General features: G+C 73.4%; 10 protein-coding genes. 6 read left to right on the plus strand and 4 right to left on the minus strand.

Going from position 1 to position 15769, the window contains the following annotated elements; all coding sequences use genetic code 11:
* Window positions 1-77 precede the first annotated feature (77 nt).
* Entirely contained in the window at window positions 78-1112 is a 1035-nt protein-coding gene (locus EDJALFJO_RS35180) for a tetratricopeptide repeat protein (protein ID WP_198950613.1), read from the minus strand.
* 59 nt (window positions 1113-1171) lie between these two features.
* Window positions 1172-1789, minus strand: a complete 618-nt coding sequence (locus tag EDJALFJO_RS24775; protein ID WP_088288994.1) for an L-threonylcarbamoyladenylate synthase — start codon at window positions 1787-1789, stop codon at window positions 1172-1174.
* Window positions 1790-1850: 61 nt separating this feature from the next.
* Between EDJALFJO_RS24775 and EDJALFJO_RS24780 the strand changes: the two genes are divergently transcribed.
* Window positions 1851-2402 carry a DinB family protein gene (locus EDJALFJO_RS24780; RefSeq protein ID WP_088288995.1) on the plus strand — a complete coding sequence of 184 codons (552 nt, stop codon included), beginning with the start codon at window positions 1851-1853 and terminating at the stop codon, window positions 2400-2402.
* 22 nt (window positions 2403-2424) lie between these two features.
* On the opposite strand, the gene EDJALFJO_RS24785 is transcribed toward EDJALFJO_RS24780, so the two are convergent.
* Window positions 2425-3528: a hypothetical protein gene (locus EDJALFJO_RS24785; RefSeq protein ID WP_088288996.1), complete on the minus strand. Its 1104-nt coding sequence runs from the start codon at window positions 3526-3528 to the stop codon at window positions 2425-2427.
* 79 nt (window positions 3529-3607) lie between these two features.
* Here EDJALFJO_RS24785 and EDJALFJO_RS24790 point away from each other — a divergent pair, with 79 nt between their 5' ends.
* Complete coding sequence (locus EDJALFJO_RS24790; protein ID WP_088288997.1) at window positions 3608-4069, plus strand: MarR family winged helix-turn-helix transcriptional regulator; 462 nt, start codon at window positions 3608-3610, stop codon at window positions 4067-4069.
* A gap of 11 nt (window positions 4070-4080) precedes the next feature.
* Here the strand turns inward: EDJALFJO_RS24790 and EDJALFJO_RS24795 are convergent, their stop codons facing one another.
* Window positions 4081-4932, minus strand: a complete 852-nt coding sequence (locus EDJALFJO_RS24795) for an acyltransferase (RefSeq protein ID WP_088288998.1) — start codon at window positions 4930-4932, stop codon at window positions 4081-4083.
* A gap of 24 nt (window positions 4933-4956) precedes the next feature.
* Here EDJALFJO_RS24795 and EDJALFJO_RS24800 point away from each other — a divergent pair, with 24 nt between their 5' ends.
* From EDJALFJO_RS24800 to EDJALFJO_RS24815, 4 genes are all read left to right on the plus strand, one after another.
* Complete coding sequence (locus EDJALFJO_RS24800; RefSeq protein WP_088288999.1) at window positions 4957-7554, plus strand: CDP-glycerol glycerophosphotransferase family protein; 2598 nt, start codon at window positions 4957-4959, stop codon at window positions 7552-7554.
* A gap of 47 nt (window positions 7555-7601) precedes the next feature.
* Window positions 7602-10331: a glycosyltransferase gene (locus tag EDJALFJO_RS24805; RefSeq protein WP_088289000.1), complete on the plus strand. Its 2730-nt coding sequence runs from the start codon at window positions 7602-7604 to the stop codon at window positions 10329-10331.
* A gap of 100 nt (window positions 10332-10431) precedes the next feature.
* Complete coding sequence (locus tag EDJALFJO_RS24810) at window positions 10432-13080, plus strand: CDP-glycerol glycerophosphotransferase family protein (RefSeq protein ID WP_088289001.1); 2649 nt, start codon at window positions 10432-10434, stop codon at window positions 13078-13080.
* Between the two features lie 32 nt (window positions 13081-13112).
* Window positions 13113-15764: a CDP-glycerol glycerophosphotransferase family protein gene (locus EDJALFJO_RS24815; RefSeq protein WP_158220556.1), complete on the plus strand. Its 2652-nt coding sequence runs from the start codon at window positions 13113-13115 to the stop codon at window positions 15762-15764.
* The last annotated feature ends 5 nt before the right edge of the window (window positions 15765-15769 follow it).

The following is a 15769-nucleotide window of genomic DNA, read 5'->3' on the forward strand; positions in this document are numbered from 1 at the left end:
GGAGACCACGTCGGCAGGATGCCGCCGGATGGTCCCCGCAAGCGAAGTTGTCCCTCGCCTGCGGTGAGCGGACGACGTCAGGTCGGCTCGACGAGCGCCTGCGCGTAGCGGGCCAGGGACCGCTGGTAGCGCGGCAGGTGCGGTGCGAGCGCCATGAGCGCGACCCGGACCGCCTCGCGCTCCCGGCCGACGTCGACGAGGGCGAGCGCGAGGAACGCCGCGACGGCGTCGTCGAGGCCGTCGGAGCCGTTGTCCTTCTCCGCGAGCAGCAGTGCCAGGGCCTCGTCCGAACGGTGCAGGTTGCGCAGCGAGCTCGCGAGCTGGATGACGGCCCGCCGCCGGCGCAGACCGGCCAGGCCCGCCGCGAGCGCCTCGCGGTAGAGCGGCACGGCCCGGTCGCTGCGCCCCGTCGAGTCGAAGGCGCAGGCCCGCTCGAAGGCGGCGACGCCGTCCGGCACGGTGCGCTCCGCGACGATCGCGTCGATCCGCGCCCGGAAGGCCTCCTCACCCGTCGGGTCGTCGTCCGCGATGTCGTCCAGCGAGGCCCAGGCCGCCGCCAGCCGGGCCTCCCACACCGCCTGCGCGACCCAGGCCCGCGGGTCGAGCTCGAAGAGGATCTCGAGCCCGTCCTCCTCGTCCCACTGCTCGCCGACCTGCGTGAACCCGAAGGACCGCGTGAGGGCGTTCGACGCCACGTTGTCCGGGCTGATCGAGGCGCGGACGACGGTCACGGCGGGCTCGGCGGCGGCCCGCCGGACGAGCGCCTCCAGCACGGCACGGGCGTACCCGCGGCGTCGCAGCGCCGGGTCGACCTCGTAGCCGACCTCGACCATGCCGCGCTCGTCGGGCGGCCCGTGGAACCCGGCCTGGCCGACGACGACGCCCGTCCGCTCGTCGACGACGACCGCCGTGACCCACGCGGCGTCGTCCGGGGTCTTCGCGACCTGCTCGCTGCGGACCGCCCAGATCTGCCGCCAACCGGGGTCGAGGCAGATCGGGGAGAGCGGGACCGGGCTCGCGGCGTTCGCCGCCTCCAGGTCACCGAGGGCGAGGGCGTCGAGCGCGGCGGGCGGCAGGTGGACGACGCGGACCTGCTGGCTGGGGGACGGCACCCGGGGATTGTGCCAGCCGCGGTTCGGCCGTCACGAGACGTTGCACGTCGGGACGACGCTCACTCGAAGCGGCTGACGTCCCCCGCGCCGACCCGGACGACCTCGACGCCGTCGGAGAGGTCGACGACCGTCGTCGGCTCGGTGCCGCAGTCCCCGGAGTCGAGGACGATGTCGACGACGTGGTCGAGCTCCTCCTTGATCGTCCAGCCGTCGGTGAGCGGCTCCTCCTGGTCGGGGAGCAGCAGGGTGCTGGACAGGAGGGGCTCGCCGAGCTCGGAGAGCAGCGCCTGGACGACGGTGTGCTTGGGGATCCGGACGCCGACCGTGTGCTTCTTGGCGTGGAGCAGCCGGCGCGGGACCTCCTTCGTCGCCGGGAGGATGAACGTGTAGGGCCCGGGGGTGCACGACTTCACGAGCCGGAACGCGGCGTTGCCGATGTTCACGAGCTGGCCGAGCTGGGCGAAGTCGGCGCACACGAGGGTGAAGTGGTGCCGATGGTCGAGCTTGCGGATCTCCCGGATCCGTTCCAGCGCCCGCTGCTCGCCCATCATCGCGCCGAGCGCGAAGCACGAGTCGGTCGGGTAGACGATGAGCCCGCCCGAGCGCAGCACGCGGACCGCCTCGGCGATCGCACGCGGCTGCGGGTTGACGGGGTGGACGTCCAGGTACTTGGCCACACGGTGATTCTGCTCCTGCGCGCGAGGCCCGCTTGTCGGACCCTCGTCCTAGGGTCGCCGCATGACGACGCAGACCTCAGGCACGGACGGCGTGACGACCTCGGGCGCACCCCTCACCGGCGAGCGGGCAGACCTGCTCGACACCCTGCGCAAGCACCGCTTCTTCCTCACCTTCCCGGCGCGCGACCTCACCGACGAGCAGGCCGCGGCCACCCCGACGGTGAGCGCCCTGTGCATCGGCGGGCTGGTCAAGCACGTCGCCCGCACCGAGGCGTCGTGGGCCGCGTTCATGCAGGGCGACGCCTCCGCCCTCGGCGGCGGTGACGACGAGGCCGGCTACACCGATCACGAGAACAGCTTCCGGATGCTCGAGGGCGAGACCCTCGCGGGCCTGCTCGCCGAGTACGCGCGGGTGGCCGCCGCGACGGACGCGCTCGTCGCGACGATCGACCTCGACGCGAGCACCCCGCTGCCGCCGGCGCCGTGGTTCGAGCCCGGCGCCCGCTGGACGGCGCGCCGGGTCCTGCTCCACGTCGTCGCCGAGACCGCCCAGCACGCCGGGCACGCCGACATCCTCCGGGAGGCGATCGACGGGGCGAAGAGCATGGGCTGAACCGCGGCGCGGGGTACCTCGGCTACCCCGTCGCGAGGTACCGGTCGGCGGCGGCGAGGACGAACCGGGTGAGGTCCGCCCGGTCGTCGACGTCGCCGGCCTTCGCCCCGGCCGCCTCTCGGTAGGGCAGCGCCGTGAAGCCGCTGCGCACGAGCAGGGCACCGGCGTACGTCGCGGCGACCTCGGTGTCCTCGATCGGCGTCCCGACGCTCCGCACACCGTCGGCGTACGCCGGGAGCACCGCACGCTCGACGTCCGGCAGCGCCGACGCAGGGAGCAGCCCGGCGTGCGCGAGACCCACGACGAGCTGGGAGAGATCGAACCCGAGCGGGGCCGGCGTCTGGAAGCCGATGTCGATGACGACGAACGCGGCCGGGTCAGCGGCCGGGACGAGCAGGTTCTGCGGGCTCGCGTCGCCGTGCGGCATGCCGTGCCGCAGCGTCGCGAACCGGGCCAGCACCCCGGGGACGAGCGGGCGCGCCGCCCGGAGCCGGGCCCGGACGTCGTGGTGCCGGGCGAAGGCCGGCAGCGACCAGACGCCGTCGTCCTCGAGCGCCGCGAAACCCTGCGACTCCAGGGCGTTCTCGGCCCACATCCGCAGACCGTAGTCCGGTTCGAAAGCCGTCGTCGCGAGCACCTCCGGCTCGCACATGCGGGCGTTGAAGGCCCCGAGCAGCCGCGCCGCCCGGGCGTAGCGGTCGACGTCCCATGCGACGTCGGCGACGTCGACGTCCTCCATCCAGACCGCGACCCGGTCGTCACCGAGGTCGACGACCTCGTAGAGCTGCGGCACCCGCAACCCCGCGGGCAGCCGGTCGACGAAGTGCGGCCGCCAGGCCGCGAGCTCCTCGGACCACGGGAAGAACGCGGCGAAGTGCGCCGCCTCCGCCGGCGGCAGGAAGCGCAGGTAGGGCCAGTGCCGGACGTGCTGGAGCACCTTGACGAAGACGTGGGCTCCCCCGCCGCGCAGCCGGAGCAGCCCGCCCGTGGCAGGGGACCCGGCAGCGTACGGGACGGCCTCGAGAGCGACCGCCGCCTCGTCGACGTCGTGCCCCAGGACGTCGGCGAGGCGACGGCCCGCAAGGAGGTCGGCGAGGGTCCAGCCGCCCGTGGTGGTCGTGGTCATGGTCCCGCCCTCCAGGATGACCGAGGCCGTCGATCAAGTACTAAGGTAACCTTGGCATCATCGAAAGTAAGGGAACCTTATGAACTCCGTCAAGGGCCCCGACGACGACCACGTGTTCGCCCTGCTGGACCACGCGCTGCGCCGGCTCCGGGCGGACGTGCAGGCGCACATGACCCGGGCAGCCGCGTCCGGCAGGCCGGACCTGCCCGACCTGACGACCCTGCGCACCTCGCAGCTGAGGCTGCTCACGCTGACACCGGACGACGGCCTGCGGGTCGGCGACCTGGCCGCACGGGCCGGAATGACCGCGCAGGCGCTCGGCGAGTTCGTCCGGAGCCTGGTCCGCGACGGGTTGCTCACCGTCGAGCCGGACCCGCGTGACCGGCGGGCGCGCGTCGTCCGCCGGACGGCGTCCGGCCGGGCCGTCGCGCAGGCGGCGGAGGACGGCATCCGGGCCATGGAGCTCGACTGGGCCGAGCGGCTCGGCGCCGACCGCTGGGACGCCATGCGAGCAGTGCTGGGCGACGTCGCGAGGGGCTGATCTGCGGCCGGCTACCGAGGCCCGCGGCGCAGCCGCACCAGCCGTGTCCGCAGCCGCCCGGGGAGCACCTCGGCCAGCACCCGACGGGCCGTGCGCCTCCCCAGCCAGGTGACTGCCGGCTCGTCGTCCTGGGTGAGGTTCCAGTAGGGCGAGCGCTCGACCGTGCTCGCGTCCGGCTTGTAGTAGGGCCTGGCGAGCGACAGGTGCGGTCGCTCCCAGGCGATGTCGCGGCGGACGACGCGCGCCGGGACGCCGGCGACGATGCAGTTGTTGGGGAACCGGCCCTTGACGACCGCGTGCATGCCGACCACCGAGCCGTCCCCGATCGTCGTCCCGGCGAGGAGCACCGAACCCCAGCCGACCCAGACGTGGTCGCCGACGGTGATCGGCCGGGAGGGGTTGGCCCGCCGGCCGGTCCGGACGTCGAAGATCGGGTGCCCGTCGTCCGCCCGCAGCTGGATGTCGCTGGCGAACATCACGTCGTCGCCGACGCTGACCGTCGTCCCCTCGACCGCGGAGAACCCGACCAGCGAGGTCGCGGACACGTTGCGCCCCAGCACGATCCGCGCGTCCTGACCGACGCGCATGTTGGCCCGCAGAGCCGGGACACCCGCGCTCGACCCGATCTCCACGACGCCGTCGTCGCAGTCGAACTGGATGCTCAGGTCTGCCAGCCGCATCGGCAGCGTGAGCACGAGCCGGTTGCCCCGGCCGCTGAACAGCACCCTGAACCGCGCCCCCGCGGAGGCGGCGAGCGCCGCGTCGTCCGGAGGGGGTGCCACCGAGCCGTCGGCGGAGCGGAACTCGATCCTGTTGCCGGCGTCGTCCGCGTAGGGCCCGAGCACCGTCACCGTGGTCGCCATCGTTCGCAAACTAGACTCGCGCGGGTGACCCGCCACTCGACGTACGACATCTGCGTGGTCACCGCGGTGCACGACGTGGCGCGCTACCTCCCGGACTTCATCGCCTCCCTCGAGGGCCAGCGCGGCGTCCCGCTCGACCGGATCCAGGTCGTCGCGGTCGACGACGGCTCGAACGACGACTCGCTCGCCGTCCTCGAACGGTGGGCCGCGCGCAGCGCCCTCGGCGTCACCGTGCTCACCAAGCCGAACGGCGGCCAGGCGAGCGCCCGCAACCTGGGCCTGGAGCACGCGGCGGGCGAGTGGGTGACGTTCACCGACCCCGACGACACCCTGGCCCCCGACTGGTGCGCCCGCGTCCTGGCCTTCGCAGGCGCCCACCCCGGTCTCGAGCTCGTCGCGACGCCGTACTGGATCCTCGACGACGCCACCGGCCGGGTGACGAACACGCACCCGACCCGGCGCCGGTTCGCAGGGCCGGACCGGGTCGAGGACCTCGACGAGACCGGCACGTTCTTCGGGTCGGCGAACGCCGGCCTCTTCCGGCGGGACCGGCTCGTCGAGCAGGGGCTGCGCTTCGACGAGCGGATCCGGCCGAACTTCGAGGACGGCCACTTCACCGCGCTCTACCTGCTCGGCTGCCCGACCCGCCGGGTCGGGTTCGTCGGCTCGGCGCACTACCGCTACCGCCGCCGGTCGGACGGCACGTCGACGCTCCAGCAGAGCCTCGTCCAGCCGGCGCGGTACACGACCGTCCCGCGGCTGGGGCTGCTGCCCACCCTCGAGGCGGGCGCCGCGGCGACCGGCGGCCGGCCGCCCGCCTGGGTGCAGAACATCGTGCTCTACGAGCTCTCCTGGTACTTCACGTTCGAGTCCCAGGACGGCCGCCCGAGCGCCGCCGTCGGCGAGGTCGGGGAGGAGTTCGTCGGGCTGCTCCGGCAGATCCGGACCCTGCTCGACGACGACGTCATCGCCCGCTGGGACGCCCGCGAGCTGTGGCCGCAGTGGCGCCAGATCCTGCGCCACGGGCTGCTCGACGAGCCCTGGCACAGCCCGAACGCGGTCGTCGAGCAGGCGGACTGCGAGCAAGGGCTCGTCAAGGTCGTCACCCGGTTCACCGGGGCGGAGCCGCAGACGTCGTACCTCGCCGGCGGCGCACAGCTCACCCCCGTGCACACGAAGCTGCGCACGCACGTGTACTTCGGGGCGACGCTCCTGCGCGAGCGGATCTCATGGCTGCCGCAGCGGGCCGGGCTCACCGTGCGCGTCGCCGGGGTCGAGGCCGAACCTGCGCGCGCCTGGGAAGGGCCGCCGCCGCGGCGCCCGGCACGGTCCAGCGGGCCGCGTGGCGCCCTTCGCCGCCTCGGCTCCGTCGCCGGGACGCTCCACGCCGAGCCGCGGCGGGTGCTCGGCGCCGTCCGCGCCAGGGTGCGGGGCGCTGTCCTCACCCGGCTCGTGCGAACGGCGCCCGTGCGGGCCCGGTACGCGGACGCCTGGGTGCTCATGGACCGGTTACGCAACGCCGACGACAACGCGGAGCGGCTCTTCGAGTACCTGCGCGAGAACCGGCCGGACGTCAACGCGTGGTTCGTGCTCGACCCGGGCAGCCACGACTGGGCCCGGATGCGCACGGCCCACGGCGAGCGGGTGGTCGCCTACGGGTCCCGCCGGTGGCAGCTGCTCATGTTCAGCTGCCGGCACCTGATCTCCTCGCACGTCGACGTCCCGATCCACCGCCCGCGGAAGATCATGTGGGCGCTCGGGGGCCGGGAGCCGCAATGGCGGTTCACGTTCCTCCAGCACGGCGTCATCAAGGACGACGTCTCCGCCTGGCTCAACCCCAAGGCGATGGACCTGTTCGTCACGAGCACCCAGCCCGAGCAGGACTCGATCGCCGGCGACCGGACGCCCTACGTCTTCACGACCCGGGAGGCCCGGCTCACCGGCCTGCCCCGGTTCGACCGGCTCCGCGCGATCGCCGCCTCGCTGACCCCGGCCGACCGTGACCTCGTGCTCGTCGCGCCGACCTGGCGCTCGGGCCTCATGGGCCCGTTCGCACCGGTCACCGGGGACCGGAAGGTCCGCGCCGACTTCCTCGACACCGAGTACGCGAAGGCCTGGCTCGGCGTCCTGCGCTCGCCCGACCTCGCGGCCCTCGCCCGCGAGCACGGGCTGCGCATCGGCTTCCTCCCGCACCCGCAGCTCCAGCAGGTCCTCCCCACCCTGGACCTGCCGCCGTACGTCGAGCCGCTCACCTTCGCCGGCGGCGGCGCGCAGCGCCTGTTCGCCTCGGCCGCCGCGCTCGTCACCGACTACTCCTCGATGGCCTTCAACGCCGCCTACGTCGACCGGCCCGTCGTCTACTTCCAGTTCGACCGCGACCTCGTCCGGGCCGGCGGTCACCTCGGCCGGGCGGGCTACTTCGACTACGAGCGGGACGGGTTCGGCCCGGTCACGCTGACCGTCGACCAGACCGTCGCCGCGGTCGCCGAGATCGCGGCCCGTGGCTGCACGCCGTCCGAGGAGTACCTCAAGCGCATCGAGGAGACCTTCGTGCTGCGCGACGGCCGCTGCTGCGAGCGCGTCACCACGGCGATCGAGGCCCTCACCCGCCCCGCCTGCTGACCGCCGACCCGGCCGGTGCCCGCAGGTCATCTCCGTAGACTGAAGGTGTGGAACACCCCGTACCGGACATCTCGATCGTCACCGCGGTCTACGACGTGGCCCGCTACCTGCCGGACTTCTTCGACTCGCTCGAGCGGCAGCAGGGGGTCGACCTCTCGCGCGTCGAGATCGTCGCGGTCGACGACGGGTCCACGGACGACTCGCTCGCCGTCCTCCACCGGTACGCAGCGGACTTCGCGGCGCACGGCATCTTGCCGATGACGGTGCTGACCCAGGCCAACGCCGGTCAGGGCGCCGCCCGCAACCACGGCATGGAGCACGCCACCGGCACCTGGCTCACCTTCACCGACCCCGACGACACCCTCGAACCCGACTACCTCGCCCACGTCCTGCGCTTCGTCACCGACCACCCCGACACCGAGATGGTCGCCACCCACCGCGTCTTCCACGACGACGCCACCGGAGCCATCTCCGACACCCACATGCTCCGCAGGATGTTCGAACCCGGCGACCGCCTCGTCGACCTCGACCACACCCCCGACCACTTCCACGGCAGCGCCCCCGCCGCCTTCGTCCGCCGCGACCGCCTCCACACCTCCGGCGTCCGCTTCGACCACCGCGTCCGCCCCAACTTCGAGGACGGACACTTCTGCACCAAGTACCTGCTCGCCTGCGACCGACCCCTCGTCGGCTTCCTGAGATCAGCCGTCTACTACTACCGCAAGCGCTCCGACGGCACCTCCACCCTCCAGAACGCCACCCTGCGCCCCGAGCGCTACACCCACGTCCCCCGCTACGGCTACCTCGACGTCCTCACCGCCGGCGCCCACCGCACCGCACGCCACGGCGGCACGGACGGGGGCACGGACGGGGGCACGGTCCCCGAGTGGGTCCAGAGCTACGTGCTCTACGAGATCTCCTGGTACTTCAGCGCCGAGGACTCCCCCGGGGGCTCCGCGACCGCCGCCACCGGTGAGGTCGCGGAGCAGTTCCTGGACCTGCTCGCACAGATCGGCGCGCTCCTCGACGAGGACGTCGTCCGCTCGTTCCGGCTGCGCTGGCTCAACCCGGTCTGGCGGCAGATCCTCCTGCACGGGCTGTCCGGCGAACCCTGGCACAGCACGACGGCCGTCGCGGACGTCTACGACCCCGAGCAGCAGCTGCTGCGCGTCGTGCACCGCTTCACCGGGCCGGAGCCGACCGTCGAGTACCTCTGCGACGGGACGGTGACCACCCCGGTCCACACGAAGCTGCGCCGGCACGTGTACTTCGACCGGACCCTGCTGTGGGAGCGCATCTCCTGGCTGCCCACGCCCGGCAGCACCGTCCGGCTGCGGCTCGACGGGCGCCCGGTCGAGTTCCGCCGGTGGTGGGCGGGCGCCCTGCCGACGACGCTCGAGCTCGACGAGACCCTGCGCCGGCCGACGCGGCCAGGGCAGGAGACGCGCAAGGGCGGCGCCGTCCGTGGCGTCGCGGTCGCGGCCGCACGTCGTGCCGCGCAGTCGTTCGCGCACAGCGGGCCCGCGAACCGCCGGTTCCACGACGCCTGGGTGCTCATGGACCGGATCCACGACGCGGACGACAGCGGCGAGCACCTGTTCACCTGGCTGCGGGAGAACCGCCCGGACATCAACGCCTGGTTCACCGTCGAGGCCGGCACCCCCGACCACGACCGGCTGACGGCGGGACCGTACGCGGACAGGGTCGTCGCCCACGGCTCCCGCACGTGGGAGCTGCTCATGCTCGACTGCGTCCACCTCGTGTCGTCGCACGTGGACGTGCCGGTGCAGAGGCCGCCGCAGATCATGAAGCTGCTCGGCACGGACGTCGTCCCGTGGCGTTTCACGTTCCTCCAGCACGGCGTCATCAAGGACGACCTGTCCCGCTGGCTCAACCCCAAGACCATCGACGTCTTCGTCACGAGCACCGCGGCGGAACACGCCTCGATCGCCGGCGACCGGACGCCGTACGTGCTGGGCACCCGCGAGGTGAGGCTCACGGGGCTGCCCCGGTTCGACCGGCTGCGGGCCGCGGCGCTGTCCGTCCGGGACGACGAGCGCGACCTGCTGCTCGTCGCGCCGACCTGGCGCCAGTGGCTGCTGCCCCCGCTGCGGGCCGGCTCGCAGCGCCGCACCGTGCGCGACGACTTCCTCGAGACCGAGTACGCCCGGTCCTGGCGGGCCCTCATCACCTCGCCCGAGCTCGCCCGGGTCGCAGCGGACCACGGCCTGCGCGTCGGGCTGCTGCCGCACCCGAACATGACCCAGGCACTCCCGCTGCTCGGCCTGCCGCCGCACGTCGAGCTGCTCTCCTTCGAGGGCGGCGACGCCCAGCGGCTGTTCGCCCGGGCCGCGGTCCTCGTCACGGACTACTCCTCGATGGCCTTCAACGCCGCCTACGTCGACCGCCCCGTCGTCTACTTCCAGTTCGACGCCGAGGCCGTCATGGCCGGCGGCCACGTCGGCCGGGCCGGGTACTTCCGGTACGAGCGGGACGGGTTCGGCCCGGTGACGCAGACCGTCGACCGCACCGTGGCCGAGGTCCACGACATCGTCGCCCGCGGTTGCACCCCGGCACCGGACTACGCCCGGCGGATCGAGGAGACGTTCGTGCTGCGCGACGGGCGCTGCTGCGAGCGCGTCACCGCGGCGATCGAGGCCCTCACCCGGCCGTCCCGCGGCCCGTCCGCGCTCCCTCCGGCGCAGCGGTCGGCGTCCGACCTCCCGTACGTCGGCCTCCCGGAGGCGGAGCAGATCCGGGAAGCGCACCCTGCCTGACCTGGACTGATGACACTGCGATCATCACTAGTCACACACGAAGTCACTCTAGATACTCGAACAGACACGCTGAGTGAGATTCATCAGTAGAGTCTCGACCGTGACCTCCGCCGCGCCCTACGACGTCTCGATCGTCACCGCCGTCCACGACGTGGCCCGCTACCTGCCGGACTTCTTCGACTCGCTCGAGGCCCAGCGCGACGTCGACCTGGGCCGCGTCGAGATCGTCGCCGTCGACGACGGCTCGAACGACGACTCGCTCGCCGTCCTCGAGCGGTACCGGGGCAGGTTCGCGGAGCGCGGCATCCTCCCGATGCAGGTCATCCACCAGGAGAACGCCGGCCAGGGACCCGCCCGCAACAACGGGATCGACCACGCCGGCGGCGAGTGGCTCACCTTCACCGACCCGGACGACATGCTGGACCCCGGGTACCTCGCGAGCGTGCTCCGGTTCGTCGCGGCGCACCCCGAGGTGGAGATGGTCGCGACGAACCGCGTCGTCTACCTCGAGGTCACCGGCGAGACCACCGACACCCACGCGCTGCGCGGCATGTTCGCCGGGCCCGACCGGGTCGTCGACCTCGACGGGGCGCCGACGTACTTCCACGGGCACGTGGGGGCCGGCTTCGTCCGGCGCGACCGGCTCGCCGCGCTCGGGCTGCGGTTCGACGGCCGGGTCCGGCCCAACTTCGAGGACGGCCACTTCTGCACGAAGTACCTCCTCGGCTGCCCGGCGCCCACCCTCGGCCTCGTCGGCTCGGCGAAGTACGTCTACCGCCAGCGGGCCGACGGCTCCTCGACGATGCAGCGCAGCTTCATGCAGCCCGAGCGCTACGTCGTCGTCCCGCGCCGGGGGTACCTCGACGTCCTCGAGCACGCCCGCGCCGTCCACGGCCACGTGCCCGAGTGGGTGCAGAACTTCGTGCTGTACGAGCTGTCCTGGCTCTTCAGCGCCGAGGCCGGCCACGGCGGGACGGCGACCGCCGCGGTCGGTGACGTCGGCCGGGAGTTCGTCGGGCTGCTCCGCGAGATCCGCGGCCTGCTCGACCCGCACGTCATCGACGGGTTCCGGGTGCGGTGGCTCGACGCCGCCTGGCGGCAGATCCTCCTGCACGGTCTCGGGGAGGAGCCGTGGCGTGCCGCCTACGCGGTGGCCGACGAGGTCGACGTGCGGCAGAACCTCGCGCGGGTCGTCGTCCGCTGGACCGGGCCCGAACCGGCCGTCGAGTACCTGTGCGACGGCGCCGTCGTCGAGCCCACGCACACCAAGGTGCGCTCCGTCGTCTTCTTCGACCACGCCCTGCTCCACGAGCGGATCTCCTGGCTGCCGGCGGACACGACGAACCGGGTCCGGGTCGATGGTCGCTACCTCGAGCTGCGGCCGTGGTGGACCGGCGCGGCGCCCACGACCTTCGAGACCGACCCGCCGCCCCGGCGCGCACCCGACGCCCCGCCCGCCGGCCGGTCGTCCGTGTGGCACGCGACCCGGCGGCGCGCCGTCGAGGCGCGGCGCGGTCACGAGTTCGACGGCGCCTGGGTCCTCATGGACCGCGTCACCGACGCGGACGACAACGCCGAGCGGCTGTTCGAGTACCTGCGCGAGAACCGGCCCGACATCAACGCCTGGTTCACCGTCGCCGCCGGGACACCGGACCACGCCCGGCTCGCCGCCGGGCGGCACGGCGACCGGGTCGTCGCCCACGGCTCCCCGGAGTGGGAGGTGCTCATGCTGCACTGCCGGCACCTCGTGTCGTCGCACGTCGACGTCCCGGTGCACCGCCCGCCGCAGATCCTCCGGCTGCTCGGCCGAGGCGTCCCGCCGTGGCGCTTCACCTTCCTCCAGCACGGGGTCATCAAGGACGACCTGTCCGGCTGGCTGAACCCCAAGAAGGTCGACCTGTTCGTCACGAGCACGCAGGACGAGTACGACTCCGTCGCCGGCGACGGCACCTCGTACGTCTACACCGGGCGCGAGGTGCGCCTCACCGGCCTGCCCCGCTTCGACCGGCTCCGCCGGATCGCCCGCTCGGTCGCGCCGCAGGACCGCACGATGGTGCTCGTCGCCCCGACGTGGCGGCAGTGGCTGCAGAAGCCGCGCGGCTCGGACCGGACCGTGCGCGTGGTGGACGACTTCTTCACGAGCGAGTACGTCGAGCAGTGGTTCGGTCTCCTGCGCTCCCCCGAGCTCGCCGACACGCTCGGCCGGAACGGCCTCCAGCTCGGCTTCCTGCCGCACCCCAACCTGCAGCACGTGCTCCCGCAGATGGACCTGCCCGCCCACGTCACTCCCCTGACGTTCGAGGGCGCGGGCGTGCAGCGGCTCTTCGCCTCGGCGGCGGCCCTCGTCACCGACTACTCGTCGATGGCGTTCAACGCCGCCTACGTGGACCGCCCGGTGCTCTACTTCCAGTTCGACCACGACCGGGTCATGGCCGGCGGCCACCTCGGCCGGGCCGGCTACTTCACCTACCCGACGCACGGGTTCGGCCCGGTCACCCGGACGCTCCCGGACGCCGTGACGGCGCTCACCGGGATCGTCGGCGCCGGGTGCGTGCCCGCCCCGCTGTACGCCGACCGGATCAGCAGGACGTTCCCGGCCCGGGACGGCCGCTGCTGCGAGCGGGTCACGGCCGAGATCGAGCGGCTCGACCAGGCCGCCCCGCGGGCGCCTCGGCGGGCGTCCGACCGGCCCGTGGTCCCGCTGAGGCAGCGCTCGGCGGTAGAACGGACACTGCAGCCCACCCGATGAGCGCCCCGCGCCGACGTGAGAAGACTAGAGACGTGGACACCTCCCGCACCGACCCTGCCCTGACGACCGCGCACGACGTCTCGATCGTCGCCGCGGTGCACGACGTCGCGGAGCACCTGCCGCAGTTCCTCGCCTCGCTCGACGCGCAGACGGGGGTCGAGCACTCCCGTGTGCAGGTCGTGCTCGTGGACGACGGCTCCGGCGACGCGTCGCTGTCCGTGGCACGGACCTGGGAGCACCGGACGGCGTTCGACGTCACCGTCCTCACCCGGCTCGAGGGCGGCCGGGCCGCGGCCCGCACCCTCGGCCTCGCGCAGGCGACCGGCACCTGGGTGACCTTCCCCGACCCGGCGGACGTGCTCGCACCGGACTACCTCGACCGCGTGCTCTCGTTCGTCCGCGCGCACCCGGCGGTCGAGCTGGTCATGACCAACGCGGTCCTGCGCGACGCCGACGGCAGCACCCGGGACAGCCACCCGCTGCGCGGCCGGTTCACCGCGGGCGACCGCGTGCTCGACCTGGGCGGCAGCCCGGACGTCTTCTGCGCGGGGGTGCGCAGCACGTTCTTCCGGCGCGAGCGGATCGAGCGCGGCGGCGTCCGGTTCGACCCCGCCGTCCGCCCGGGGTTCGGCTCGGCGCACTTCGCCGCGGTCTACCTCATGTCCTGCCCGGAACCGGTGGCCCGTCTCGTCGCCTCGGCCCGGTACGAGGAGCGCGACCTGCGCGGCCGCTCGGTCCCGGCGGTCTACGCCGACCCCGACCAGTACCTCGTCGTGCCCCGCGCCGGGTATCTCGACCTGCTCGACCTGTCCCGCGAGCGCTACGGCGAGGTCCCGGAGTGGGTCCAGGCCCTCGTCGTCCACGAGCTGTCGGGCTTCCTCGCGGCGGCGTCCGCGGCGAGCGGCGCACCGGCGCCGGCGGAGGCCGTGGCGCGGGAGTTCCTCGAGACGCTGCGCGACATCCGCTCCCGGCTCGACGACCACGTCATCGCCGGCTACCAGGCGTCCGCGCTCGACGGCACGGCGCGGCAGGTGCTGCGCTGGGGCCTGCTCGACACCCCGTGGCGCAGCGGCTGCGCCGTCGTCGAGAAGGTGGACGACGCCCAGCGGCTCGTGCGGATCGCGACCCGGTTCACGGGCCCGGAGCCGGTGTGCGAGTACGTCGTCGACGGCGTCGCGGTGCCGCCCACCCACACCAAGCTGAGGTCGCTGCGCTACTTCGGGGCCGACCTCGTCCACGAGCGGATCGTCTGGGTCCCCTCCGGGGCGGCCGTCCGGGTGCGCTGCGAGGGCTCGCTCGTCGAGATGCGGGACAGCTGGCCGGGCGCCGCGCCGACCTTCGTCGACCCGATCACCCGGGTCCGCACGCCGAAGGCCCGCGAGACCCTCCTCGGCGTCGCGACGAAGCAGCCGCGCCGGGCCGCCGTCGCGGCCCGGCGACGCGCGCTGCGCAAGCTCGCGGCCTCGCCCGCCGTCCGGCGCCGCTACGGCAGGGCCTGGGTGCTCATGGACCGGATCCAGAACGCCGACGACAACGCCGAGCACCTGTTCACGTACCTGCGCGACAACCGCCCGGAGATCAACGCCTGGTTCACCGTCGAGGCGGGTTCGCCGGACTACAAGCGGCTGCGGTCCGGGCCGCACGGCAACCGCGTCGTCGCGCACGGGTCGACGCAGTGGCTGCTCCTCATGCTCAACTGCAAGCACCTGGTCTCGTCGCACATCGACGTGCCCGTGCACCGGCCGCCGGCCGTCCTCGAGCTGCTCAGGCCGGGCCGCCCGAAGTGGCGGTTCACGTTCCTCCAGCACGGCGTCATCAAGGACGACATCTCCGCCTGGCTCAACCCCAAGCTCGTCGACCTCTTCGTCACGAGCACGCCGGGCGAGTACGCGTCGATCGTCGGCGACGGGTCGCCGTACGTCTACACCGACAAGGAGACCGTCCTCACCGGCCTGCCCCGGTTCGACCGGCTGCAGCGCACGAGCGAGGCCCTCTCGACGCAGGACCGGAACCTCGTGCTCCTCGCGCCGACCTGGCGGGAGTGGCTCCAGGCGCCGCGGACGTCGTTCGCGGACCCCCGCCGGGAGGTCCGGGCCGACTTCCTCGAGACCGACTACGCGAAGGCCTGGCTCGGGCTGCTCCGCTCCCCCGACCTCGCGGCCCTCGCGGCGGAGCACGGGCTGCGCATCGGGTTCCTCCCGCACCCGAACCTCCAGCCGCTGCTCCCGACGCTCGACCTGCCCACGCACGTCGAGGCGCTGACCTTCGAGGGCGCGGGCGCGCAGCGGCTCTTCGCCTCGGCCGCGACGCTCGTCACCGACTACTCCTCGATGGCGTTCAACGCCGCGTACGTCGACCGGCCGGTCGTGTACTTCCAGTTCGACCGCGAGCTCGTCGCAGCGGGCGGGCACCTCGGCCGGGCCGGCTACTTCGACTACGAGCGGGACGGCTTCGGCCCGGTGACGCGCACCGTCGAGGAGACGGTCGCGACGGTCCGCGCGGACGTCGAGCGGGGGCGCACCCCGGCACCGGAGTACCTGGCCCGCACCGCCTCGACGTTCGTGCTGCGCGACGGGCGCTGCTGCGAGCGCGTCACGGCCGCGATCGAGGGGCTGCACCGGCCTGCGGACCGGCCGGCCCGCAGGGTCGATCTCGACGTCGCGGAGCAGGTCCCGACCGCCTGACGCCT

The organism is Kineosporia sp. A_224 (genome assembly GCF_002198655.1).
In the GTDB taxonomy this organism is placed as follows: Bacteria; Actinomycetota; Actinomycetes; order Actinomycetales; family Kineosporiaceae; genus R-H-3.